This is a genomic window from Desulfobotulus sapovorans DSM 2055, assembly GCF_059569355.1.
The window spans coordinates 280,394-304,794 of record NZ_JCANVJ010000002.1 but is presented as its reverse complement, the minus strand read 5'-3'; the positions used below and the strand labels follow the sequence as shown (position 1 = coordinate 304,794).

24 protein-coding genes and 1 pseudogene are annotated in these 24,401 nt (G+C 55.0%); 9 read left to right on the top strand and 16 right to left on the bottom strand.

Going from position 1 to position 24,401, the window contains the following annotated elements; genetic code table 11:
• Window positions 1–297 (top strand): IS66 family transposase (locus BR04_RS04040; RefSeq protein ID WP_496354709.1); only part of this gene is annotated, 297 nt, incomplete at its 5' end.
• Window positions 298–390: 93 nt separating this feature from the next.
• On the opposite strand, the gene BR04_RS04035 is transcribed toward BR04_RS04040, so the two are convergent.
• The 6 genes from BR04_RS04035 to BR04_RS04010 form a co-directional block, all read right to left on the bottom strand.
• Window positions 391–918, bottom strand: coding sequence for a hypothetical protein (locus tag BR04_RS04035; RefSeq protein WP_496354708.1), 528 nt, complete (start codon window positions 916–918; stop codon window positions 391–393).
• Window positions 919–1,395: 477 nt separating this feature from the next.
• Window positions 1,396–3,468 carry a cyclic nucleotide-binding domain-containing protein gene (locus BR04_RS04030; protein WP_496354707.1) on the bottom strand — a complete coding sequence of 691 codons (2,073 nt, stop codon included), beginning with the start codon at window positions 3,466–3,468 and terminating at the stop codon, window positions 1,396–1,398.
• A 29-nt stretch (window positions 3,469–3,497) separates the two neighbouring features.
• The gene (locus BR04_RS04025) at window positions 3,498–4,271 is read right to left on the bottom strand and encodes a hypothetical protein (protein ID WP_496354706.1); all 774 of its coding nucleotides are present in this window, start codon (window positions 4,269–4,271) and stop codon (window positions 3,498–3,500) included.
• A gap of 185 nt (window positions 4,272–4,456) precedes the next feature.
• The gene (locus tag BR04_RS04020; protein ID WP_496354705.1) at window positions 4,457–5,056 is read right to left on the bottom strand and encodes a 5' nucleotidase, NT5C type; all 600 of its coding nucleotides are present in this window, start codon (window positions 5,054–5,056) and stop codon (window positions 4,457–4,459) included.
• Window positions 5,053–5,916 (bottom strand): Rossmann-like and DUF2520 domain-containing protein, encoded by an 864-nt coding sequence (locus BR04_RS04015; protein WP_496354704.1) that lies wholly within the window; start codon window positions 5,914–5,916, stop codon window positions 5,053–5,055. The genes BR04_RS04020 and BR04_RS04015 overlap by 4 nt, the downstream gene beginning before the upstream one ends.
• 83 nt (window positions 5,917–5,999) lie before the next feature.
• Window positions 6,000–7,328, bottom strand: a complete 1,329-nt coding sequence (locus tag BR04_RS04010) for an acetyl-CoA hydrolase/transferase family protein (RefSeq protein WP_496354703.1) — start codon at window positions 7,326–7,328, stop codon at window positions 6,000–6,002.
• A gap of 168 nt (window positions 7,329–7,496) precedes the next feature.
• On the opposite strand from BR04_RS04010, the gene BR04_RS04005 reads away from it, so the two are divergent.
• The 4 genes from BR04_RS04005 to amrS all read left to right on the top strand — a co-directional run bounded on the left by BR04_RS04005 (window position 7,497) and on the right by amrS (window position 11,807).
• Window positions 7,497–9,095: a sigma-54 interaction domain-containing protein gene (locus BR04_RS04005; protein ID WP_496354702.1), complete on the top strand. Its 1,599-nt coding sequence runs from the start codon at window positions 7,497–7,499 to the stop codon at window positions 9,093–9,095.
• A gap of 217 nt (window positions 9,096–9,312) precedes the next feature.
• Window positions 9,313–10,134, top strand: a complete 822-nt coding sequence (gene amrB, locus BR04_RS04000; protein WP_496354701.1) for an AmmeMemoRadiSam system protein B — start codon at window positions 9,313–9,315, stop codon at window positions 10,132–10,134.
• The gene (amrA, locus tag BR04_RS03995; protein ID WP_496354700.1) at window positions 10,131–10,697 is read left to right on the top strand and encodes an AmmeMemoRadiSam system protein A; all 567 of its coding nucleotides are present in this window, start codon (window positions 10,131–10,133) and stop codon (window positions 10,695–10,697) included. The genes amrB and amrA overlap by 4 nt, the downstream gene beginning before the upstream one ends.
• A gap of 48 nt (window positions 10,698–10,745) precedes the next feature.
• Entirely contained in the window at window positions 10,746–11,807 is a 1,062-nt protein-coding gene (gene amrS / locus BR04_RS03990) for an AmmeMemoRadiSam system radical SAM enzyme (protein ID WP_496354699.1), read from the top strand.
• A gap of 129 nt (window positions 11,808–11,936) precedes the next feature.
• Here the strand turns inward: amrS and BR04_RS03985 are convergent, their stop codons facing one another.
• The 7 genes and pseudogenes from BR04_RS03985 to BR04_RS03955 all read right to left on the bottom strand — a co-directional run bounded on the left by BR04_RS03985 (window position 11,937) and on the right by BR04_RS03955 (window position 17,205).
• Window positions 11,937–12,629, bottom strand: coding sequence for a substrate-binding periplasmic protein (locus BR04_RS03985; protein ID WP_496354698.1), 693 nt, complete (start codon window positions 12,627–12,629; stop codon window positions 11,937–11,939).
• Window positions 12,630–12,787: 158 nt separating this feature from the next.
• The gene (locus tag BR04_RS03980) at window positions 12,788–13,528 is read right to left on the bottom strand and encodes a substrate-binding periplasmic protein (protein ID WP_496354697.1); all 741 of its coding nucleotides are present in this window, start codon (window positions 13,526–13,528) and stop codon (window positions 12,788–12,790) included.
• 37 nt (window positions 13,529–13,565) lie between these two features.
• On the bottom strand, window positions 13,566–15,152 hold the full coding sequence (locus BR04_RS03975) for a methyl-accepting chemotaxis protein (RefSeq protein ID WP_496354696.1): 1,587 nt from the start codon (window positions 15,150–15,152) through the stop codon (window positions 13,566–13,568).
• 362 nt (window positions 15,153–15,514) lie between these two features.
• On the bottom strand, window positions 15,515–16,300 hold the full coding sequence (locus BR04_RS03970) for a substrate-binding periplasmic protein (protein WP_496354695.1): 786 nt from the start codon (window positions 16,298–16,300) through the stop codon (window positions 15,515–15,517).
• A gap of 140 nt (window positions 16,301–16,440) precedes the next feature.
• Window positions 16,441–16,800 (bottom strand): substrate-binding periplasmic protein, encoded by a 360-nt coding sequence (locus BR04_RS03965; protein ID WP_496354694.1) that lies wholly within the window; start codon window positions 16,798–16,800, stop codon window positions 16,441–16,443.
• A gap of 66 nt (window positions 16,801–16,866) precedes the next feature.
• Window positions 16,867–16,959, bottom strand: a pseudogene (locus tag BR04_RS03960) (hypothetical protein); the annotation flags it as partial.
• A 24-nt stretch (window positions 16,960–16,983) separates the two neighbouring features.
• Complete coding sequence (locus BR04_RS03955; RefSeq protein WP_496354693.1) at window positions 16,984–17,205, bottom strand: hypothetical protein; 222 nt, start codon at window positions 17,203–17,205, stop codon at window positions 16,984–16,986.
• Between the two features lie 419 nt (window positions 17,206–17,624).
• Between BR04_RS03955 and BR04_RS03950 the strand changes: the two genes are divergently transcribed.
• From BR04_RS03950 to BR04_RS03935, 4 genes are all read left to right on the top strand, one after another.
• Window positions 17,625–19,115 carry an amidase gene (locus BR04_RS03950; protein ID WP_496354692.1) on the top strand — a complete coding sequence of 497 codons (1,491 nt, stop codon included), beginning with the start codon at window positions 17,625–17,627 and terminating at the stop codon, window positions 19,113–19,115.
• 94 nt (window positions 19,116–19,209) lie between these two features.
• Complete coding sequence (locus BR04_RS03945; RefSeq protein WP_496354691.1) at window positions 19,210–19,800, top strand: LemA family protein; 591 nt, start codon at window positions 19,210–19,212, stop codon at window positions 19,798–19,800.
• 21 nt (window positions 19,801–19,821) lie between these two features.
• On the top strand, window positions 19,822–21,771 hold the full coding sequence (locus tag BR04_RS03940; RefSeq protein ID WP_496354690.1) for a M48 family metallopeptidase: 1,950 nt from the start codon (window positions 19,822–19,824) through the stop codon (window positions 21,769–21,771).
• Window positions 21,768–22,898, top strand: a complete 1,131-nt coding sequence (locus BR04_RS03935; RefSeq protein WP_496354689.1) for a 4Fe-4S binding protein — start codon at window positions 21,768–21,770, stop codon at window positions 22,896–22,898. Before BR04_RS03940 ends, BR04_RS03935 begins: the two co-directional genes overlap by 4 nt.
• A 15-nt stretch (window positions 22,899–22,913) precedes the next feature.
• Here BR04_RS03935 and BR04_RS03930 read toward each other — a convergent pair whose 3' ends face one another.
• Genes BR04_RS03930 through BR04_RS03920 form a run of 3 tightly spaced genes read right to left on the bottom strand, consistent with a single transcriptional unit; the run spans window position 22,914 to window position 24,268 of the window.
• Window positions 22,914–23,564 (bottom strand): HAD family hydrolase, encoded by a 651-nt coding sequence (locus tag BR04_RS03930; protein WP_496354688.1) that lies wholly within the window; start codon window positions 23,562–23,564, stop codon window positions 22,914–22,916.
• Window positions 23,561–24,046, bottom strand: a complete 486-nt coding sequence (locus tag BR04_RS03925; protein WP_496354687.1) for a hypothetical protein — start codon at window positions 24,044–24,046, stop codon at window positions 23,561–23,563. Before BR04_RS03925 ends, BR04_RS03930 begins: the two co-directional genes overlap by 4 nt.
• Before the next feature lie 9 nt (window positions 24,047–24,055).
• On the bottom strand, window positions 24,056–24,268 hold the full coding sequence (locus tag BR04_RS03920; RefSeq protein WP_496354686.1) for a hypothetical protein: 213 nt from the start codon (window positions 24,266–24,268) through the stop codon (window positions 24,056–24,058).
• Window positions 24,269–24,401 lie beyond the last annotated feature (133 nt).

The window sequence follows — 24,401 nt, the reverse complement described above, 5'->3', positions numbered from 1 at the left end:
GCCCTCCGGCGGATCGCGGCCAATAAGTCCGAACTGCTTCTCGTATTGGAGTTTCCAGTCCTCCCCCTTCACAACAATCTCAGCGAGAGGGATATCAGGGAATATGTCAAAAGAAGAAAAATCAGCGGTACGACCCGGAGCGATTTAGGCCGCCAGTGTCGGGATACATTTCTCAGCCTCAAGAAAACCTGCCAGAAACATGGCCTCTCTTTCTGGGATTTCCTCTATGATCGGATCCATGACCTTGGAGCCATCTCCTGTCTGCCACGCCTTGTCGCTGACTCGATCCCTCGCTGAACCTGTTTCTCTGTTTCTATTCACGCTGCCCGGACTTTTGGAGTAGTTACGAATTTTGGCATGATACCGTAAAAATGTTTATCAAAGCAGGTTTTAATTTTCCCTGCATGTAACTGTTGTGCCCATGTCAAAGATTCCCCTGTCTACATTACTAAAGGCACCTTTCATCCTCAAAGAATTATACATGAACCAGGTGGCGCAGGCCTTTTTGTCCGCCGCAGCTGCTCCATGACCACAAAAAATAATGGATTTGTTGTTGCTCGGGTTGTCTTTTATTTCATTCAGGGGATCGGGATAGAGGTATCTGCGCGAACTGTTAAGATATGCGACATACCGAACATCTTTGTCCAGATATACCGATACGGTTAGGATATCATCAAGACTGTGTACAACGCCATTTTGAGGCCTCTTTCTCCCTGAAAACCATGAATCAAAAGCTGAACCAAGATTTCCAAGGAAATTTTCTCTGATCTCACAAGAATAGGATTGTACGTCGTTTCCGATGGCTGTGATCCTGTCTCCGGCCTGAGTACTTGTAGGCAACACCAGAGAGGAAACCCAAAAAATAAGCATAGAAAATCTTTTCAGCAAACCAATGAAAGTCCGTTTTTTTTCTCCCATTTTTTTCTCCCATTTCAGTGGTTGCACTCCAGATTCATCGTTTGTTTAAATCCTCCGGTTATTTTGGAGCTTCTTGGAAGCTAAAATCTGATATCCGGTAAATCAGGTTTCCATTGCCCCTTACTTTATCTAAGGCTTCAGCAAATAATGTGCCAACATAAAAAATGTTCTGATGGTCACTTTGATTCAGCCATGCAGCCGCAGGTTTTGCCTTTGCAGCAGTTCTTACCGGAACAGCCCACCGATGATGTCAATAGCGGATCTGAAACCGCTGGAGTGAGGGGGGGTGGGGTCGGTCGTCAATAGCGGACACCCAAATACTTAAGCAGCCTGCTGCCCTTCGAAACATTGTTTCTCATAGGCGGCAGGAGAGAGATAATCAAGCCTCTTCCGCCACCAGCTCCAGCATCCGGCGATCCTTTTCCGGAAAGCCCGCAAAGCGTTCCATGCCATGCACATTTGGCTCTGAGCAACTGCTCAGGGAGGATGTGGGCTTTCCGCCCTTTCCTCATCCATCATGCTGATGCCGTCCATGAGCAGTTTCATGAAATGGCCCATGGGTTTTTTGTCCTGATCCTCACGGGGAAGCTCCCTTGAGTAGACGAAACGCCCTTCGCTTTCCCGCAGAATCTTGTACAGCGCTTCTTTTCCCCTGTCCGAACCATAGCGTGCAGCGACCAATTCTCCATGGATCAGGGAAATGGCCGCTTTTCCTCCTGGAAAGGCAAAGGCCAGCAGACCTGTTTTGTCTCCCATTTTCAGCATCTGAAGGAGTTCGGGGATGGGGGTGGCTGCCAGGGAACCGGACAGCCCTGAGCCTGGGGTTTCATTGCGGGCCAGATTGGCTTTTTGCAGCCTGTGGGTGAGACGCTGGCTGAGAAGTTTTGCGAAATACATCTGCATGGCGGGATAGGTGCGCAACATGCGGATAAAGGCTCTGCCGTCCAGGTACAGCATCTGGGTCTCCTGCATGGCCCGTATGGTGGCATTGACCGGTTCTCCACTGATCAGGCTCATTTCTCCAAAAACATCCCCGCCTTCCATGGTGTCCAGTATGCCCCCTTCTGCGTCCAGCACCGCGACCTTTCCGGAAACCAGAATAAAGAGGTTTTTTCCCGTGTCGCCCCGATGCAGGAGGGTGGTGTTTGCAGGAAAGACTTTGAAGGCAAGCTGGCCCAGCACTTCCTGAATTTCTCCTTCGGAGAGGGTCTGAAACATGGGATAGGAGGAAACCCTGTCCGTCAGGGGATGACGTTCCTTCTGACTGGGGGATTCCGGAGGTGTTAGCACGGGGAGTCTGGAGTCGTTTTGCAGGGCTGCCTGCTGGGTCCGGATAAAAAATTCCCGCATTTCCTTCAGCTCTGTGGCCACAGAAGCGATGCTGCCCACAACCTCACGCAGCAGGTTCTGGGTTTCGAGAAGAAGGGTTGCCGTATCGGGTGGCGGAGATAGTGGTGCTGGCGGAACTTCCTTCGCAGAAAGGACTGTTTCCGATTCCGTGGGAGACGCCGTATCCCGGACAGCCGGTGCTGTGGCGGGCGTTGTGGTATCCTTCGCCGGGGGGGCGTCCTCTTTTTCCGGAGTGTCCACGGAGGGAGCGGGCTTTTCGTCAAAGGGTTCCGGTGCGGATCTTTCTCTGTCCGGAGCCACAGGGGCAGGGGAGGGCGATTCCTGCTTTTCGGCTTCCGGGAAATGACCGGACGGCTGCCTTGCTTCGGCAGGGGGTTTGGGGGCATATTTTTTCAGCGGGCTGGAGAAAAAATCCAGAAATTTTCTGAAAAAAGCCTGGGGAAGCATTTCCTCGGGCTTTGCCTCTTTTTTTCGTATGAGATTCTGGGTGGCATTCCGGATTCCTCTGGATGCGGGGGACTGCGGGTAGGACAGAATCAGGGCCATCTGTTCCGCAAGGGCGTTGGTAACGGCATTGTCTCTGGGGATCATGCCAATGGGGAGGAGTTCCATATCCAGATAGGTTCGGGTCGCCGTCATGAGCTTCAGGAGCACTTCACGGGACCGGTCCATGCTTGTCGCACTGTTGACCAGCACCAGTACCGGTTTCTGGAAACCGTTGAGGTGCAGTACCTTGAGCAGGGCATAGGCGTCTGTCAGGGAGGCAGGATCCGGCGTGAGGATCAGAAGGATCTCAGAGGCCGCAAGACAGAAGGCCAGCACATCTCTGGAGATACCCGCTGCCGTATCAATGATGAAATAGTCATAGGCATCCAGGGTGGAGAATTCCTGAATGAGACGCTGGAACTGTTCTTCATGCAGCCGGGTCATGGCCTCAATGCCCGAGGCTCCGGGAAGGATATCCAGCCCCTGGGGGGTGTGGATGAGGATTTCCCGCAGGGGGGTGGTACCCAGCATGACATCTTTCAGATTTTTTTCCGGATGGAGCTTTAAGAGGATATTGACATTGGCAAGGCCGAGATCCGCATCCATGAGGCAGGTCTTGTGTCCAAGCTGGGCAAGATGCAGGGCAAGGTTGGTACTGATATGGGTTTTTCCCACCCCGCCCTTGCCGCTGCTCACGGTAATGATTCTTGCCATGGTTCTCTCTTCCTCAGTAAGGGATGGACTTACGGCATGGTTTCGGGGAAAAAGAGGCGCTGCTCTGCCCCTTTCATGTCATAGGCGATGGTATAGCTTACCTGATCCCCATTCTCATAGAGCATCTGGCTGCTGATGGGGACGCCACCATGGGCCTGGGTTTTTCCCGTTTCCTGTATCCCCATGACAGAAACTTGCACGTCAAACTCCCTGGCATCCCTTGCCTTCAGATAGGGGGTTTCCGCAGGCCGGGTGCTCATGGCTGTGGTGCGGATGGCCGGATTGATGAATTTCTGCATGAGACCGGAGGCGAATTGCAGGGCCATGGGAGGCATTTCAGAAGGCGGGTTGCTGCCCGCCTGGGTGACCATGCGGACAATGCGGGTTTTTCCGGTAACCGCATTCAGGGCTTCCTGATCCGGGCCCAGGGGAAGGTTTATGGGGTAGCCCGCAAGCTGTACCAGGGTGAGGTTGCGTTCGGCGTTTCCGGAAGCCGTATAATTTTCCACCTCAAGGGTGACAAGATCTCCCTCCACATCAATGACCTTGGTGGTGCTCAGGCTGCGGTCACCGTTGGGAGCCTTGTACCGGGTAAGGGTGGTGACCCACTGCCCTTTGGCAAGGGGAATACGCACATGGCCGGGGGTATTGAGGGATCTGGGTTTATTGAAGGCGATGGACGCAGCCATGGCTTCAATGGCTTCCTGCTGCTTGAGGTCTGCTGTGGGCGGGCATGTCAGTCCGCCGCATCCGGTAAAGGTAAAAGGGATGAGGCAAAGAAAAAGAAAAAGGTGACGCAACATGAAAGACTCCTTTTTTTCGGGTGGATAAAAGATGTGTATTTTCAGTTGTTCACACGGATTTTACGAAGCCTTTCGGCGGAGAGACCCCTGGGATCTGTTCTTCCCCGGAATGTGGCTTTCTGGCTTGCCTTTTCTTATACTGCATGGGGAAATTATACAAGGTGGGACTGGCTGTACCGGCGGGATCAGGGGCAGGAGCATCCGGAATCCGGAATATCCTGCCAGGAAAAAATTCTCTGGATACCGGGGTGGCGGATTCCCTGGTTCCAGGGCCTGTCCATGAGAAAAACGGGAATTTTTCTTTCTGCTGCAAGGAAAAGAGCTGTGGCTGGGGAATCTTCGACGGCAAAGGCAAAGGGTTCCGTGTCAAAGCTTTTCAGGGGGATACTGATCTCCGGGTTCATGTCCGGCCTTGCGTATTTGTCCACCATGACAAAGGCATCCATGGGAACCCCCCTATGGCGCAGCCAGTTCACGGATGCCGTGTAGGCAGCGGTGAGGCGACCTGTCACCACATGAATGGCAAAACCTTTTTCACGCCATCGTGCAAGGGAGGGCAGGGCATGGGGAACGGGAGGCAGATTTTCAAGGAAATGCCTTTCATGGATCTCTGAGAAAAATGCAGCAAACTGGTCGTCCGTAAGCCCGAAGGAGGCCTTCAGGTCAAAGTTCCGGATGTCCTCATAGAGAACGGTTCTGCCGAACATCCTGCGGGCCACATCCAGATACTGGCGGGTGGTTTCCGTGATCACATCATCCATATCCACATAAATGGCCTGCTTCATGCCAGAAGCCCCCTGATTTTTTCCATGCTGTCCGGGGTGAGATGGTTTCCCCGCACCGCAAGTTCCAGGGTGGCCCGTCCCAGTTCCCGGTACAGGGCCGCACGTCCGGGGCGTTCCGTGGAGATGGCTTCCAGATGACGGGCAAGGGTGGCACTGTCTCCCCGCACCAGAGGGCCGGTTAAGGCAGATTCCGGCGGCAGGGCGTGGAGATTGGCGAGGGTGCCGGATACCAGGGGGGACAGGAAGGCCATGGCATTTTCTCCTTCAATGCCCGATGCGGCAAGAAGGTCAAAGGCAAAATCCATGAGGGTGACCAGATAGTTGGAAGCCACCACAGCTGCGGCATGGTAGAGCACCTTGCTTTCTGCTGCGATGCTTATCCCCCGTGCTCCCAGACGGTCTGCCATGCGCAGCCCCAGGGTCACGGCTTCGGGCATTCCTTCCACGGCCATGAGAATGCCCTTGAAGGGCTGATTCGGGTTGAGGGTACCGGAAAAACTTTGCAGGGGGTGAAGGGAGGCGATAACGGCCCCCGCATCCGCGGCCGTCTGAAGCAGGCTTGCGGGCTGGGAGCCGCTCAGATGAAACACCGTATGTCCGGGCCGGAAGACCCCCCTTGCCGCCAGATCCGTACAGGTGGGGGCAATCAGGTCATCGGGCAGGGCCAGCACCAGAATATCGGCCTCTTTTCCCAGGGCTTCCGGTGGAAGAAGGGGAAGGCCGGTGAGACTGCACAGATCCCTTGCCGACTGCTCCCCTTTGTCCCATAACCCGCAGAGGGGCCAGCCGACCTTTTGAAGATGAAAGGCAAGGTGGGTACCTGCCCTGCCACAACCGATGATGCCCGTAAGCTCTTTCATATCTTCCTGCCCTCCTCTTTTCCTGGCCGGGGATCATACGGATCTCAGGAGAGGAAGGCAATCAGAAATCTTTTGAAAGTACTTCAGGCCGCAGAGTCAATGCGTCCCAGGTTCCGGATCCGGATCAGTCCAGCCTCCACGGCAGCACGGCTCAGCTCTTCCCGGAAGGCGGGATGGGCAATGGCAATGAGGGCCTTCACCCTGTCCGGTATGCTTTTCAGGGAAAGATCCGCCACGCCGAATTCCGTGACAATGTACTGGACATCGCTTCGGGGGGTGGTGACGGCGGTGCCGGGATCGAGGGAAAGCTGAATGCGGGAGAGGGTATGCTTTTTGGCCGTGGACTTGAGGGCAATGAAGGATTTCCCGCCTTCGGAGAGCTGGGAACCCCGCACAAAATCCAGCTGTCCGCCTGTGCCGCTGAACTGGGCAAAGCCCAGGGCTTCCGCAGCCACCTGACCCGTGAGATCCACGGCCAGGGCATTGTTTACGGAAATGAAATTCCTGTGCTGGCCGATTCTCCAGGGGTTGTTGATATAGTGGGTGGGGTGCATTTCCACAACGCCGCTTTTTTCCAGAAAGTCATAATCCCGGTTTCTTCCGACACAGAACGAGCAGAGAATTTTTCCCGGATGCAGTTCTTTTTTGACTCCCGTGATCACGCCCTTTTCAAAGAGGTTCACCATGGAGGGGGTAAGCACTTCGGTATGAATCCCGAGGTCCCTTTTACCATCCAGCAGATCCCCCACGGCATTGGCCAGTCTGCCGATACCCAGCTGAAGGGTGGCACCATCGGGAATCAGGGGGGCAATGTGTCCGGCAATGGCGATTTCTTCCGCATCCGGCGTCATGTCCGGCAGTTCGAAGAGGCCACGATCCACCTCACAGAGCATGTCCACGTCGTCAAGGTGAAGCCGGACTTCCGGGCCGGACACTCTGGGGACTTTCGGGTTGATCTGTGCCACGATCCGCTTTGCCGTTCTGACGGTACCCGTTCCCACCATGGGGGCACAGGGGCCGATACTCATGAAGCCCTGGGCATCGGGAGGGGAAACCTCAAGAAAAATGGTATCAAAGCGTTGGGACTCGAAAAAATCGGACAGTCGGCTGAAATGGACACTGACGGGGGTGATGACGCCGGAAGCCATGCACATACGTTCCACAGGCCCCATGAAGGGGCAGTGATAGTGAATCCGGCCCAGTTGTGCCGGGCCCAGAAAATCGGGAAGAAAAACCAGCATGGCGGAATAAAGCTGTACATCCTGGATGTCCTCCCTTGCGGAAAGGGCGTTGATCAGCTCCAGAGGGAAGCTGGACGTGGGACCTGCTGCAATCTGATCTCCGGACCGGACATGGGCCACACACTCCTGAAGACTGCGACGTTTGGACTGGTAAAGCGCCTGCATGTTCATGACATTCTCCCCGTTGGTGTAGGTTTTTTTATTGTGAACACCTCTTTGCTTATCAAGTCCTGTGCCATCACGATTTTATAAATGAAATCAAGGCTTGTCAGGAAAGGGGAGACGGGATATACGAAATGTCGTTTTTGTTTACACGGGATTTCGTGAAAGGAACGAAATATGGTGTCCATCACCCATGAACATTTTCGGGAAGTCACCCGCCGCATCTGCGGCAGTCTGGATCTGGATCAGGCCCTGCATGCGGTTTTTCTGTACATGAAAGAACTTTTACCCCTGGATGCCCTTTTTATTACCCTCTATGAGTATGAAAGAAGGCGTTCCAGGGTGATCGCCCTGGCCTATGAAGGCGGAGGTTTTCTCCTGGATGAGTCCTTCCCCCTGTCCGATACCGCCTGGGAATCCATCCGGTCCTGGCAGACGGAATCCCGCTTTGACACCACGCCCTGGATCCGGGATCACACCCATCCCATCAATCAGGAGATTCTCCGTACCGTTCGCACGGGGGTTGCGGCTCTGGAACATATGGAAATCGGCGAGTTCTGCAGTATGACCTGTGCCTTGAAAATCCAGAAAACCCTCATTGGCAATATGACCTTTTCCGCTCTGGGAGCCGATCATTACAATGAAACCCATGCCGCCCTGGTACGGGAGGTGAACGAACCCTTTGCCATCGCCCTGTCCAATGCCCTGCGCTACATGGATCTGGTGCGGGATCACCGGGCCTTGCAGCGGGATGCACGGCATATGGCGGGCAATGTGATGATCGGTGCGGACAGTGGCCTTAAAGAGGTACGCAGGCTGATTTCCCATGTGGCCCCCACGGACAGCCCGGTGCTTCTCCTTGGCGAGACGGGTACGGGCAAGGAGGTGGTGGCTTCGGAAATTCATTCCCTTTCCCGCAGATCCCAGGGGCCCTTTATCCGGGTCAACTGCGGAGCCATTCCCGAATCCCTCATTGATTCCGAGCTGTTCGGCCATGAAAAGGGGGCCTTCACCGGTGCGCTGGAAACCATGGCCGGACGCTTTGAGCGGGCCGACGGCGGCACCCTTTTTCTTGATGAAATCGGGGAGCTGCCCCCCAACGCTCAGGTGAAAATGCTGCGGGTTTTGCAGAGTGGCGAGTTTGAACGGGTGGGCGGGGCATGTACCCGCAAGGCCAGTGTACGCATTCTGGCCGCCACCCACAGAAACCTGGAATCCCTCATGGCTTCCGGGGGGTTCCGGCGGGATCTCTGGTACCGGCTCAATGTTTTTCCCCTGCATATTCCTCCCCTGCGGGAAAGGCGGCAGGATATCCCCGCCATGGTGCATCACTTTATCCGGGTGAAGTGCGAGGAAATGAACCTTCCCTACAGGCCGGATATTGCCCCTGGGGGGCTGGAGGCCCTCATGGCCTATGGCTGGCCGGGGAATGTGCGGGAATTGCAGAATGTGGTGGAACGGGCACTGATTCTCTGTCAGGGGAGACCTCTGGCCTTTCCGGCCCTGCCGGAAAAAAACCGCGAAGGGGAGATGTCCGGAAGGTTTGAAGGACGTTCAGAAGGGCTGTCTCTCGATGCGGCCATGGCAAAACATATTGCCCTGGTTCTGGAAGAGACGGGAGGACGGATTGCGGGAAAAAATGGGGCGGCGGCCCTTCTGGGGCTGCATCCCAATACCCTGCGCAGCCGCATGAAAAAGCTGGGATTTTGCATGGGACGAAAGGGAAGCTGCGGAGGAGACCGACCCGGATATGGCCGGACACACTCCTGCACCTGAACGGATTTCGGAAGTTCTGGCCTGCGTGAAGCCTAGGCCGGATTTCTGTTCTCTGTCTGACGAATAGTGCGATTTTTGACGATATGCCTTGTTTGTTCGGTTTTGGGAGTTTTTTCCTTTTTTCATGCATTGTGGTGGGGTATGCTCTGTGCTATACAGTGTTTACTGTGCTTTTCCCTGTTCCACCTTTTTTCCGTTTTTCTGAATGGAGGTGTTTATGGAAAACCCGTCCCCCCCCCACGTTCGTCCTCCGGCTGTAGCATCCATGTTCTATCCCGGAGATCCCCGCAGACTGAAAGAGGAAGTGCTTTCCCTTCTCGACAGGGCAGCCCTTTTTGAAGGCCCCCCTCCAAAGGCGCTCATCGTTCCCCACGCGGGTTATCCCTATTCCGGCCTTCTGGCGGCCATGGCATATAAAACCCTCTTTCCGCTGCGGGAGCGTATCCGCAGGGTGCTGCTGCTTGGCCCTGCCCACAGGGTCTATGTGAAGGGACTCATCGTGCCGACAGCCACATGTTTTGCCACCCCTCTGGGAGACATCGCCCTGGAGACCCATACCCTCAGATCCCTGGTCAATGACTTTGCCTGGGTGCAGGCTCTGGATGCCGCCCATACTCTGGAGCACAGCCTGGAGGTGCATCTGCCCTTTCTGCAGGAAGTGCTGCATGAGGATTTCATTCTGCTTCCCATGGTGGTGGGGGAAACCCCGGCTCCTGAGGTGGCACGGGTTGTGGAACATCTCTGGGGAGGGGAGGAAACCCTCATCGTGGTGAGTTCGGACTTGAGCCATTACCATGATTACGAAACGGCACAGAGAATTGATGCGGAGACGGCAAGGGCCATTGAGGCAATGGATATCACAGCCATCATGCCCCGAACCGCCTGTGGTGTCTATCCTTTGCGCGGGCTTCTCTGTGCAGCGAAAAACCGGGGGCTTTCCGTCCACCGTCTGGGACTCTGCAATTCCGGAGATACGGCGGGGGACAGGGAGCGTGTGGTGGGCTATGGGGCCTGGGCACTTACGGAGAATTCGCCATGACACCCTCCTTTCTGACGTCCGAAGAAAAACAGATCCTTGTCCGCCTTGCCCATGAAACCCTCCAAAGGGGGGTGGCCGGGGAAAAGCCGGATCAGAAACATGCAGAAGCTGTGAGCGCCACACTTTCCCGAAAAGGGGCATCCTTTGTTACCCTGCTTCAGAGAACGCGGCTTCGGGGCTGCATCGGCTCTCTTCTTGCCCACCGGCCCCTGGCCCTTGATGTCATGGAAAACGCCTACAACGCAGCTTTTCTTGATTATCGTTTTCAGCCCGTACAGGCTTCGGATCTGCCCGGTCTCACGGTGAAGATTTCTGTCCTGACGCCTTCAGAACCCATGGACTTTGTATCCGAGGCGGATCTTCTGGCCCAGCTCCGGCCGGGAGTGGATGGTCTGATTCTCAGGGACGGGAGGCATCAGGCCACCTTCCTTCCCAGCGTATGGGAACAGCTTCCGGATCCGGTGCAGTTTCTGGCCCATCTGAAGGCCAAGGCGGGACTTTCCCCCACCGCTGTTTCTCAGAATCTGCATGTGGAACGCTATACCACAGAGGAGTTTTCCTGAAAGCCTTTCCCGGCAGACTTGCATCGCTTTAGATCAAGGAGGCAGCCTATGCAGGAGTTGATGGCTTATGCCCGCAGACTGGACGATGGCAGGATACAGTGCAGGGTGTGTCCCCATGGCTGTTGCCTCGGGGAAGGGCAGCGGGGGAGGTGTTTTGTGCGAAAGGCGGAAAAGGAGGGCATTGTCCTCACCACCCATGGACGCTCCAGTGGATTCTGCATTGATCCCATTGAAAAAAAGCCCCTGCACCATTTTTATCCGGGAAGCAGCGTGCTGTCCTTTGGAACGGCGGGGTGCAATTTAAGCTGCTCTTTCTGTCAGAACTGGGATATCTCCCGCTGCCGGAGCATGGACAGACTCATGGCGAAGGCCAGCCCCGAAGCCATCGCCAAGGCTGCCCGGATTCACGGCTGTCGCAGTGTGGCCTATACCTACAATGATCCGGTGATTTTTCTGGAATATGCCATGGATACGGCAAAGGCCTGTCGTGAGGCGGGGATTTTTTCCGTGGCCGTCACCGCAGGCTATATCCATGAAAGGGCCAGGGAAGATTTTTTCAGCCACATGGACGCGGCCAATGTGGATCTCAAGGCTTTTTCCGAAGAATTTTACCGGAAATACTGCGGTGCCTCCCTGGCTCCTGTGCTGGAGACCCTGATGTATCTCCGGCAGGAAACTTCCCTGTGGCTGGAACTGACCACCCTGCTGATTCCTGGTTGCAATGACGGGGACGCGGAAATCGAGGCCATGTGTGCCTGGATTGTGGAACATCTGGGGCCGGATGTCCCCCTTCATTTTTCCGCTTTTCATCCGGATTTTAAACTGACCCAGCTTGAACGAACCCCCCATGCCACCCTGATCCGGGCGAGGAAAAGGGCCTTGGATCAGGGCCTGCACCATGTGTTTCTGGGCAATGTCCATGATCCGGAGCGAAGTGCCACATTCTGTCCCCATTGCAAAACCCGGCTGATTGGCCGGGAAGGGTACCGCATCACGGACTGGGGGCTTGGGCCGCAGGGATGGTGCAGGCATTGTGGCAAGCCCTGTGCCGGGGTGTTTGATGAACAGCCAGGGAACTGGGGAGCGCGGTGTCAGCCCATTTCCATCTGAGCCGGGGGACAGACAGGTTTACAGGGAGGGAGGAAGCTGGCTTTGAAGGCGGGGAGGAATACAGCGTTCCGGATCACAGGAGAGTCCTGGTTCTCAGGGTTTCCTGTGATCCGGAAATCATTTTGGAGCTTATGGGTTTTTAAGGATTTTTTCCAGAAGCTGTCGTCGGGCCTTGTTGTCTTCCCCATTCCGGAAAGCCACAACCAGCTCTTTTTTCATGAGTACCTGAACGGGCTCCACATTGTGGATACCGTTTTTTTCCGCAAGAAACATCATGACGTTGGGATCCGTGATGGCAACGGGATGGCGTTTCTGGGAGAGCTTTTGCAGCAGGGAAACTTCATGGGGAGCCCTGTCCGCATTGGCGGGATATTTTTGGGCGGCATCCTCAATTTCCTTGGGATAGGTATAGGTTCCCACCAGCCCGACCTTGTAGTTCCTGAAAAGCTCATCCATGTTCTGGAAGGTGACAGTCTCTCCGGAGCGCTTCAGAAGACCGATCTCTGACCAGTCCACAGGGGAAGATCCCACAAAGCCTTCCCCAACTTCTTCGGGCCAGGCCGGAAAAAATCCCACATATTCCTTTGTTGCAGCAAGGTGCTGGGCCCTGGCCCAGGGGTAGAATTCCACCACAAGACGGATACCTTCCTTTTTCAGGACTTCCCGCAGTTTTTGAATGGAGTTCCCCTGGGAGGCCATCTCCGCTCCCGAATAGGGTTCCCAGTTGAGGGAGGTGATTTTCCAGACCTCCTCGGCATGGACGGGGGAGAAGGTGAACAGGACAAAGAGGCTGAGTGTGAAAAAAAGAGGGGGAATGCGCATGGGGGACTCCTTGGGATAGGGGGGGAAGGGAAAATCCGGGGGCGACTTGCCCCCGGAAAGTAAACCCAAATGATTCTGAGATGCTGAAATCCTCAAGGTGCAGGTGAAAAACGGGATTCCCTGTAAGGGAAACATGGCAGAGCGCAGGAGACAAAAAATCAGAAGCCCTGATCGCTCATGATCTTCTGGAGCCGACCGGATTCCTTAAGCTGTTTTAAGCCCTGGTTGAAGGCTTTGAGCCTTTTTTCCGCGTCTTTGGTTTTTTTGGGAAAACAGACATAAAGATCGTTGAGTCCAAGGGGCGGCTCCAGCACTTCCACTTCCTGGGCCCTGTCGGAGATCTGGCTGCGGAGGAGGTGCAGTCCCACATATTTATCCGCCACCACAAGGTCGATGCGGCCCGCCAGGAGTTTGAGAAAATTGTGCAGATCTTCCGTGACTTCTTCTTTGTTGAGGTAGTCTGCGCTATCAAATTCCGGCGTGTTTACATAGCCCCGTACCACGCCGATTTTATAGGATTTGAGATCCTGGAGTTTGGTGTAGGTAATATTGCTGCCCTTTTTCTGGAAAAAGACCAGGGGGCCTCCGGGAAAGGGATCGGAGACCAGAAAATCTTCCTTCAGCTCTTCCGCATAGTATTCGGGAAAATAAAAATCGAACTGTCCTGCCTTGGACATGGCCACCACCCTGGCCCAGGGCATGTACTGGAAGCTTGTGCTGTAGTTTCCTGCGGTAAAGGCCTCCTTGACCACCTCGGCCACATAGCCTTCTCTGGGCATCTCGGTTCCGATATAGGGTTCCCAGTTCAGGGTAGCCCCCTTGAGGCTTTCTCCGGATGCGGGGAGGGCAAGGCAGGCTATGGCCAGCAGGGCCACGAAAAGAAGGGACGTGTTCTTCATGGGATCTGTTCCTTTCTGACTTTTATTTTTCAGGTGATTACAGGACAAAACGGCCAATAAGCTCCTGGAGGTTTCCGGCCATGGCGGAAACTTCCTTTGCCTTGTCGTTCACTTCGCTGCTTGTGCGGTTCATTTCCTTGCTGATGGCATCCACACCTTCGATATCCTGCCGGATACTCCGGACAAAGCCGTTCATGGCGGCCATGTTTTCGTTTACTTCCTGAATGCCCTGGGCTGCCTGGAGAACGTTGCCGGAAATTTCCCGTGTGGCGGACGACTGCTGCTCCACCGCAGTGGCGATGACGCTGACAATGTCACTGGTGGCCTGTATGGCTTCACTGACTTCCCGAACCTCTCCTGTGGCTTCATGGATGATACTCTGGGCGGAACCGATGATGTTGCGGATGTTTTCCGTGGCGGTGGTGGTCTGGGTGGCAAGGGTTTTGATTTCAGCGGCCACAACGGCAAAGCCCTTGCCGGCTTCTCCGGCACGGGCGGCTTCGATGGTGGCGTTCAGGGCCAGAAGGTTGGTCTGGGCCGAAATTTCCGAAATGGATTCCGTCACCTTGCCGATCTCAACGGCAATTTTACCGAGTTCACTCATTTTCCCGGAAGCCCCGTCGGAGCGGTTGACGGCATTTTGTGTGGTACTGCGGGCTTTTTCCGTATTGTTGGAAATTTCATCGATGGTGGCTGTCATTTCTTCAGCAGCGGCAGCGACCATGGAGGTGTTGGTGGCCGCTTCTTCCATGGCAGAAGCCACGTTGTCCATGCTTCTGCTCATTTCACCCGTTGCATGGGCAACGGCTGTGGCCCGTTCGGCGGAATGCTGTGCATCCTTTGCCATTTTTTCTGAGATGCCGAGAAGGCTCGATGCCGAAGCGGTGAGGCTGTTGCCGTTTTGCCGTATACGTCCCATGATACCGTGGATCTGGGAGATGAAGAGGTTGATCCAGCGGGCGGCAAGGCTGAGTTCATCTCCTTTTTTCTCGGAAATACGGCGGGTGAGATCCCCTTCCCCTTCGGCCAGATCCCGGATGGCGTGGATCATCTGATCCAGGGGCTGAAAGACCATGAGCCTGAGGCTGAAGGCCATGAGAATGAGAAGAAGGACGTTGAGGGAGAGAATGGTCACAATGGTATTGATCAGAATCTGACGGAGACTTTCATGGAAGAATGCCGGATCCATGAGGATGGTGAGATTCCCCAGGGTGTCCTCTCCCCGTATAACGGGGGCCTGTCTCTGGAAACGGCGGGTTTCCGGGAGTTTGTCAATTTTTTCCACCTTCTGCGCACTGCCACGTCCCAGGAGGAGAATCTGTTTCTGGTTGGTGCCGTCGGAAAGGGCCAGAGCCAGCAGGCGAAGATCCTGCATTTCAGAGCGGAGGATGGACTCGGCCTGGGCCATGTCGAAGTTGTACAACGGTTCCTGAAGTGTCAGGGCCATGCGCTGTATGGCCAGATCCGCATCCACATTCAGGCCTTTTTCCAGATGTTTTTTTGCATCCCCATACTGCCAGACTCCCATGACCATGAGGATCAGAGTGGTCAGCACCAGAACCGTACTGACGATACGCACAAAAATACGTTTCTGGAGAGGGATGCGGATTTCTTTTGTTTTCATGGCAGACTCCCTGGTAACGGGTGTGGAAAAGGGTGGCAAGAACGGAATCCGTACATTTTTATCACCTTATGCAGACGGCAGCAGTCCTGTAGATAGATTCTGCACAAAGAATTCTGCCGGCGTGTGGTGGTAGTGCCAATACTTTTTTTGTTTGTTTCTGAGCGGTTATACGGGTTTTACATTTTTTGCTGCAAAGCGGGATCACAAAACTGGGGAGGAAAATACAGGGTTCTGGATGCATTGTTTTTCTGGGTGTCGGCAGCAGCCCCATCAGAAGGGGCTGCTGCCGATGATCCGGTATCATTCATAGCATCAGGCAATTATTCAGGCAATTATGATGATTCCTGATCCGATGTTTCCTGTTAATTGCCTTCAAGTATTTTTATAAAGGTGCCATCTTCCTTGATCCTGGTCAGGCCCTGGTTGAACACCGCAAGAATTTCCTGCGCTCTGGGATGTTTTTGGGACAGGATGAGATGGTAGTTTTTGCTTTTGATGGGTTTGGGATGAAAAGAGATACGATGCCTCAGGTTTTTCTCTCTGAGGATAGTCAGGCCCACCAGTACCTCATCCAGAGTCCCGTCCAGACGTCCCTCCCCAAGCTTTTCGTGGTTTGCCCCCGAGGACTGGCTGCGGATGAGGTGGTAGCCATCCTCTTCCCGGATGAAGCCGTAGTCGTATTTTTCCACACCGCCCAGACTCAGCCCTTTGAGGTCTTCAGGCTTTTCCCAGCGCACGGGCTTGTTGTGGTTATAAAAGACAACGGTATCCAGTTGCAGGACAGGATCACTGTAGAAGAATTTCTGCCCCCGTTCCTCGTTGTAGCTGTAAAGCATGGTGCCATCGGTTTTGACATTTTCCGTCATGGAAAGCCCTTTGGCCCAGGGGAGATAAACAAACTCCACCTGCCAGCCCTGGGTTTCAAATGCCGCCCGGACAATACGGCTCATGGAGCCACCACCGGGGAGGGCTTCTCCCTGATAGGGAACCCATTCTCCGTTGGCCAGCACCACCGTTTTGGCGTTCTTGTCCAAAGCCTTTGCCAGGTTGGGTTCGTGAGAACTGTAAAACCAGAAACCCGCAGCACCCGCGACAAGGGCAATACAGGAAAAGGTGATGAAAAGTAGCTTTAGAGACCGTTTTTGCATAAAAATTTTCCTTTGAACGTTTCCGGTAACCCTCATGAAGGGCTTTTGAGTTTTGCCAGTTCGATTCAGTCATCCTTCCCATGGTTCAGGGTGGAAACGATGGGAAGACCTGTTATCTCAAAAAAAGCCGTATCCCGTGATCAGTCCGCCTGTATACCATAGCTTTCCATGATTCTGGCATAGACGCCATTTTTTTTGATTTCTGCCAGCCCCTTATTAAAAGCAGCCACAATTTCTTTGTGCCGTGGATTTTTAAGGCCCACGGTAATGTGAAGGGTATTACGGGAAAGGGCGTTACGGGTAAAGGAAATTTCATTCAATAAGTCCGGATTTTCCTGGGCCAGCCGTACCCGTGCCACAATTTCATCTTCCAGGGTGAGATCAATGCGTTTGGCAATGAGTTTGCGGGTGTTGCTGATCAGATCACTGGTTTCTTCCCTTTTGAAATGGGGTGCTGTGAGAAAGGCATCTCCGTACCCATATCCCCGTATAGTGCCCACGGTTTTTCCATTTAAACTTTCCATTCCCGTAAACTCAAAGGGATCGTTTTTTCTTTTTATAAATTTGATTTCATTGACCGCATAGGGTTCACCGTAAAAGAGGTATTTCTGCCGTTCGGCTGTCAGCCATGTGGGAACAAGGATGTCATACGTGCCTTCCTTGACACCATGCTCGGCCCTGGCTCAGGGAACATATTCCATTTTGATGGTATAGCCCTGGGTCTGGAAGGCAGCCCGGATGATTTCAAGGCTGAGTCCCTCCTTGGGATGCTGGGGATCCACAAAGGGAGGCCAGGGATCTGAAGCTGCTGTCAGGGTTTTGTCCGCAAAGGCTGAGAAAGAAAACATAAGCATGAGGCCGGTGAGAAAAAGGGTGAAGAGGGGGAGGCGGGTTCTGGTTTTCATTTTTCGTCTCCTTGTGTAGGGGGGAGGGGGCAGGAAGCCTCTCCTATCCAGGCCCTGCCGGGAACTGCTGTTTTGGATATCTGAGTATAGTTAAGACGGTGTGTGGATGCAAGGCGTAAAATATGGCAGGAGGTGAACCACTTGCAGGAGGACAAGACAAGGGCAGAAGCTGTCCTGCAAGCCCCGGTTCCGGGGGGAAGCATGGGGATTGACACCCGGAAATCTGCTGCGTATGAATAGAAAAAATCCTGCTTTTTTCAGCTTCATCAGAAAATAGGGCGTGATGGATGGTCTGTTTCGGACACGGACAGGATGCAAGCTCCCGGAAAGCCTGTTTTTTCCTCCACTGCACTGATGGTTGAGACAGCGTGGCATCAGGCGGATGCAGCTTAACCCTTCACCTTATCTGGAGACTTTTTATGTTCAAGGAATATGCGGACTATGATGGCCTGGGGCTGGCGGCCCTGATGCAGAAGGGGGAGGTCTCCCCGGCTGAAGTACTGGAGGCAGCGCTGAAAAGGGCTGAGGGACTGAATCCTGAGCTCAACGCCCTTGTGCATACCTTTTCGGAACGGGCCAGAAAAATGGCGGCCTATCCCCTGGGCACCGGTCCCTTTGCCGGTGTGCCCTTTCTCCTGAAGGATCTGATGGATAATTTTGCGGGAGAACCCTTACGCATGGGAAGCCGGGCCGTGCATCTGGTGCCGGATGCCCACAGTGAGCTGGTACACCGCTACCTGAAAACCGGACTGATCCCCTTCGGAAAAACCAGTACGCCTGAATTCGGACTCACCATCACCACGGAACCCAAAGCCTTCGGGCCTGTGCACAACCCCTGGAAAAAAGGGCACAGCAGCGGCGGGTCTTCCGGAGGTTCTGCGGCGGCGGTGGCGGCCCGTATTGTGCCTCTGGCCTCGGCCAATGACGGGGGCGGCTCCATCCGTCTGCCTGCGGCCTCCTGCGGAGTTTTCGGGTTCAAGCCTTCCCGTGGCCTGACCCCCGTGGGGCCGGAGTTCGGTGAACCCTGGGAGGGGGCGGTGACGGGGCATGTCATCACCCGTTCCGTGCGTGACAGTGCCGCCATGCTGGATGCCGTGTCCGGGCCGGAAGTGGGAGCGGCCTACCGGGTTTCCCGCCTTGAAAACTCCTGCCTCAGGGCCAGCATGGAGGATCCTCAACCCCTGCGCATCGCCTTTTCCAGCCGTCCTCTGGTACCGGCCCCTGTGGATGCCGAAGCCCTGGAAGGCCTGGAAGCCACGGTACGTCTTTTGCAATCCCTGGGGCATCATGTGGAGGAGGCCTCCCCCGCCATTGACCGGAAAACCTTCTGGAAAGATTTTCTGGTTGTGGTCTGCGCCCATACGGCGGCTCTCTGTGAGAAGGTAAGGCAGAAGGGGGGGATGGCAGCAGTACGCAGACTGGAACCCGCCACCCGGAACATGGCCACCCTGGGCAGGAGTCTTTCCGCCCTGGATCTGGTGCTGGCCAAGGAAGGCTGGCACAGGGTACAGCTGGAAATGGGACGTTTTCTGGAAAAATGGGACGTATTGCTGACCCCGGCCCTCATCGGCCCGCCTGCGGCCCATGGGGTGATTCCGCCCTCGGCTCTGGAAGAAAAACTGCTGGTGGCAGGCTCCTTTCTTCCCGGAAGCCGGGTACTGCTGAAAAGCGGTCTGGCCCGTTTTTTTGCGGCTCCTACCCTGAACCGCATGGCCTTTACCATCTGCGGCAACATGACGGGCCTTCCCGGCATGTCCCTGCCCCTGCACTGGACAAAAGAAGGGCTTCCTTTAGGGATGCTTTTCACGGGAAGAATGTGCGAGGATGCCACCCTTTTTGCCCTGGCGGGTCAGGTGGAAAGGGCCAGACCCTGGGAGGGAAAAGTTCCGGATCTTGCCCGGATCTCATAGAAAAGGATTTTCATGCAGGGAATTCGTAGCCTCGTATATGCGCATTGTTACGGATCTCTTGTCTTTTTAAAATCTTAAAGCAAAGGAGTTTTCCATGGAATGGCTCATTGGAATCGGTGTGGCCCTGGCCCTTGTGGTTATCTATGTCATTGCCACCTACAACAGACTGGTCACCCTGAAAAATCGTTTTCAGAATGCCTTTGCCCAGATTGATGTCCAGCTTACCCGGCGCTATGACCTCATTCCCAACCTCGTTGAAACGGCCAAAGCCTATATGGCCCATGAGCGGGAAACCCTGGAAGCCGTGATTGCCGCCAGAAACCAGGCTTCCACCGGTCTGCGCAGGGCTGCGGCAGATCCCGGTAATCCAGCGGCTATGCAGGCCCTCGCTGTGGCGGAGCAGGGCCTTGGGGGTATGCTGGGACGTTTCATGGCCCTCTCCGAATCCTATCCCCAGCTTCAGGCCAGTGAGAACATGAAACAGCTTTCCGAGGAACTTAGCAGCACGGAAAACCGTGTGGCCTTTGCCCGTCAGGCCTACAATGACAGTGTCATGACCTATAATGTCAGCCGGGAACAATTTCCGGCCAATGTGGTGGCCTCCCGATTCGGATTTCTGGCGGCAGCCCTGCTTGAGATTGAAGAAAAAAGCATGCGCAAAGCTCCCAAAGTCTCTTTTTCCTGATTTTTTTCCTGGAGGCGCAGGATGAATTTTTTTGAAAACCAGGATCGTGCCCGCCGCAATACCCGAAAGCTCATTTTTCTTTTTCTGCTTGCGGTTGTGCTCATTGTGCTGGCCGTGAACCTTGCGGTGGCTTTCTGTGTTTTTACCTTTGTTGAAGCAGGGTTTAAGGAAGGGGCGGGATTGTCTTCTTCCCTGAAGGCCCACGGTATTGTCAGCCTCATCACCCTTCTGGTGATTGGCGGAGCCAGCTGGTACCGCATGTCCAAACTGCGCAGCGGTGGAGATATGGTGACCGTGGGCCTGGGCGGCACCTGGGTGGATCCGGACAGCAGTGATCCGACTCTGCGGCGCCTCTGCAATGTGGTGGAGGAAATGTCCATTGCCTCCGGTCTGCCCACGCCCCATGTCTATGTTCTGGAAGCGGAAAAGGGTATCAATGCCTTTGCCGCAGGCTATACGCCGGAGGATGCGGCGGTGGCGGTCAGCCGGGGAGCTCTCGAGCATCTGAACCGGGATGAACTTCAGGGCGTTATTGCCCATGAATTTACCCATATCCTGAACGGGGATATGCGGATGAATATCCGTATGATGGGGATTCTCTACGGCATTCTGGCCATCAGTGTCATCGGTCGGGGGCTTCTGCACGGTACGAGCAGCAGGCGCAGCCTTCTGAGCAACAAGAAGGAGGGAGGAGGGGGGCATCTCCTTGGGCTGGCCCTTATTCTTGTGGGGTATATCGGTGTCTTTTTTGGCCGTCTCATCAAAGCCGGTGTGTCACGCCAGCGGGAATTTCTTGCCGATGCCTCCGCCGTGCAGTTTACCCGGAATCCGGATGGTATTGCAGGTGCCCTGAAAAAAATTGGCGGTCTGGGTACGGGGTCCCATCTCCGTTCTGCGGAAAGGGAGGAGATCAGCCACATGCTCTTTGCCAGCGGCCAGAAATTCTGGATGTCCATGCTGGCCACCCATCCCCCTCTGGAAGAGCGGATCAGAGCCATTGATCCCCGGTTCACCCCGGAAGATCTGAAGGCGGGGCAGGGAGGGGGGCTTGCGGAGCAGCGGGATGCCAAAGGGGTAAGTGCCTTTGCCGATTCAGAGAATCCCTGGACTTTTTTGACGGGAAAACAGGAAAATTTGGCGGTATCCGCCTTTACCACCACCCTGATGCAGGATGTGGATGCACCGGCTCCGGAGCGTCTGAAGGAGGCGGAAAAGACCCTGTCCGTCATACCGGAGGCCCTGCTCCGTGTGGCCCGGAGTGCTTCCATGGTTCCTGCCCTTTTGCCTGCCCTTTTTCTGGCAAGGGAGAAGGATGCACGGGAAGCCCAGCTGGACAGAATTGCTGAGGATTTTGGGGAGAATTTTCGCAAAGGCGTGGAAAGGGTGCTGATGGAAGCGGACAAGCTGCATCCCCTCCTGACCCTGCCTCTGACGGATCTCGCTTTTCCGGCCCTGCGTCAGGTGGATCACAATATTTTAAAAAAGCTTTTTCATCTTCTGGAGAAGATGGTGGAAGCGGATGGCCGGGTGACGGTTTTTGAATACTGTCTGCTTCGTTTGGTCAAACGTCGGCTGGAGGAAGCCCGGGCACCCCGGATCCGGCCAGGGACAGGACAATGCAGGGGAGGGCAGTGCCGGGAGGCTCTGATCAAGGTGTTTTCCGTTCTGGCCTGGCAGGGACACGCTTCCGAAGCCCGTGCCCGCAGGGCGTTTCTTTCGGGGATCAGCCGTATGCTTCCCATGGATGTTCCCGACTATGAGGTGCCCCTTAACTGGGAGCGGGATATGGATACCGCCCTTGACGTGCTGGATGCCCTGGATTTTGCCATCAAGGGGGAGCTGGTTCAGGCACTGCTGGCAACGGCAGCATCCGACGGTATTCTTTCCCTGGAAGAGGCGGAGCTGCTCCGGATCATCTGTTCCTGGCTGCATATCCCTGTGCCCCCTGTCCTGCCGGGGATTGCCGCATGAACGATCTGGATCTTTACAGACGCCTTGCACGCCATCTGGACCGTCAGCCCGGTGGCTTTCCCGAAACCCCAACGGGGGTGGAAATCCGTATCCTGAAGCTGCTGTTCACCCCTGAGGAAGCGGCCATGGCCCTGCACCTCAACCTTGTGGAGGAAAGGTCGGAGGTACTGGGCCTTCGTGCGGGACTGGATCCTGGAGAGGCGGTTCGGCTTCTGGAAGGCATGGCGGAAAAAGGCCTGATTTTCAGGAGCAAAAAAGAGGGAAAAGCCCCCCGATACATGGCAGCCCAGTTTATTGTCGGGATCTGGGAACTCCAGGTGAACCGCCTGACCCCGGAACTGGTGGCAGCCATGGAGGCCTATGTCCCCTGGCTTGTGGATGCGGATACCTGGCGTAAAACACCCCAGATGCGGGTCATTCCCGTGCAGGAAAGTGTGGAATCGGATCTTCGGATCCTGACCTATGAGAAGGCCTTTTCCCTCATTGAGCACAAGACCTCCTTTGTGGTGGCTCCCTGTATCTGTCGGCTGGAAAGGGGAATGCAGGGAGAGGCCTGTGACAGGCCCCTTGAAACCTGCATCAATTTTGGTGAAGAAGAAGATTTTTACCGCTGGACAGGGGCGGGCCGCAAAGCCAGCCGTGAGGAGGTGCGGGAGATTCTGGCATCTGCCAGCAAAGCGGGTCTTGTGCTGCAACCGAGCAATGACAGGGATGTCAAATGGATCTGCTGCTGTTGCGGGTGCTGCTGTGGTCTTCTGCGTACGTTTCGTCAGCTGCCCAATCCCGGTGAAGTGGTTGCTTCACCCTTTTATGCCTTTCTGGACAAGGATCTCTGCACGGCCTGCGGCATCTGCATGAAGCGGTGTCCCATGGGGGCCTTTTCCAGAGAAGGGAAAAAGATGCTTTTCGATAAAAAACGCTGCATCGGCTGCGGTCTCTGTGTGGACACCTGCCCTGCTGCTGCCCTCCGTCTTCTCCGCAAGGACACCCCGCCCCCCGTACCGCAGAATATTGCCCTTACCCTGCTGCGTCTTGCCTGGAAACGCAGAAAGCTGGATGCAGGGGGTGTTGTGAAAATGCTGTTTTTTTCGTTCAGAGACCGGTTTTATGCCTGGATGCGTTCCTGAGGGCAGAAAAGGGTCTTACACTTTTTTCTCCAGCAGTGCGGGCAGAAGGTCAAGACTCCGGATATGGCAGGAGGCTCCCAGATCTGCGGGGCCGTAACCCACAAAATGGCAGCCCGCAGCGGCCGCAGCCTGGGCATCCAGGGGAGAGTCTCCGATGTAAAGCAGGTTTTCAGGCCGGATGGCGAAATGCCGTACAAGGGTATCCAGCATGTCGGGCCAGGGTTTGGGCCTCGCCACATCCAGTGAGGTGACGAGAAGATCGAAAAGAGGGGTGAGGCTGAAATAATCCAGGAGGGGTCTGAGAGTATTGGAACGGTTGGTGGCCACGGCGGTCTTGAATTCTGGTCTCAGATTTTGCAGCAGAAGCCGGAGGGAGGGTTCCTCCAGCATGAGGGGAAAAAGATCCGGATAGTGGAAGGCTTTCACCCGTTCCTTTACCGTTTCAAGAGGGATGTCCCGGCCCTGAAAAAGGTAACGGATAGCACCGTCCACGGTATGCATGTGCACATAGGCAAAGTCTTTTTCATCCATGGGCGGAAGGTTGAAGGCAGCCAGCAGACGGTTGTAGTAGCTTTTGTTGACTTCGGTGGAATCGAACATCACGCCGTCGCAGTCAAAGGCAATAACGGCAATATTCTGAAAGGGTCTGAAATTTTTCGGATTCACGGCTGATTGTCTCCTTCAGCACGGATATCTCCCAGAACATGGATGCGGATATGTTTCCGGACAGGACTGTCCGTTTCCACAACCAGGGTATCCAGATACCGTCCCGGTTCTCTGCGGGTATTTTCCGCAAAAATTCTGTAAGAGGCCCCATCCTCCGCCGCAGAGAAGGAAAAGCGGAAATTTTCGCCCTTATCCGCCCGTATGGCCTGGATGCTGAAGGGAAAGGCCGGATCCGGGGTGAGGGTCAGGCTTTGGGAGATGGCAGCGCCTGCCTGCCCCTGAAGGCTGAGTGTCGGTGGTACCATTCGGGCAAAGGCATTGACAAAACCCCGGATTTCAAGGCGAACCTCTCCCTGTTCCGGAGCATTGGTCTGAACGGGAATCACCTGCACCAGGGTACGGCCTGCATAGCCCTGGGTTTTTACCTGTACTTCGATATGTCCCTCGCCACCGGCGGGGATACGGCCTGTAAAGGAGGCCACGGAGCAGCCTCAGCCAGGGGTAACACGCAGAATACGCAATTCTTCGTCCCCGGTATTGTACACGGTGAACCTGTGGGCAATCCCCATGCCCTCGGGTACGGGATCAAAGGTATACAGTTTTTCCGGAATGTGCAGGACGGGGGCGGCAGACAGGGGCATTGCCAGAGAAAAGCTGAGGAGTAAAAAAAAGAAGTAGATGTGGCCTTGCAAATATCTTTTCATGGGGGAGGCATCCTTAGGGTTCACAGCAGGCCGTTTTCTGCGAAAAATCACGAAAGGGTCGCATCTGTCAGAGCGGATCTTAAAAATCATCATGGTCAAGCCGGGGGCATTTTAGTAAAAGGCTTTCCGGAAT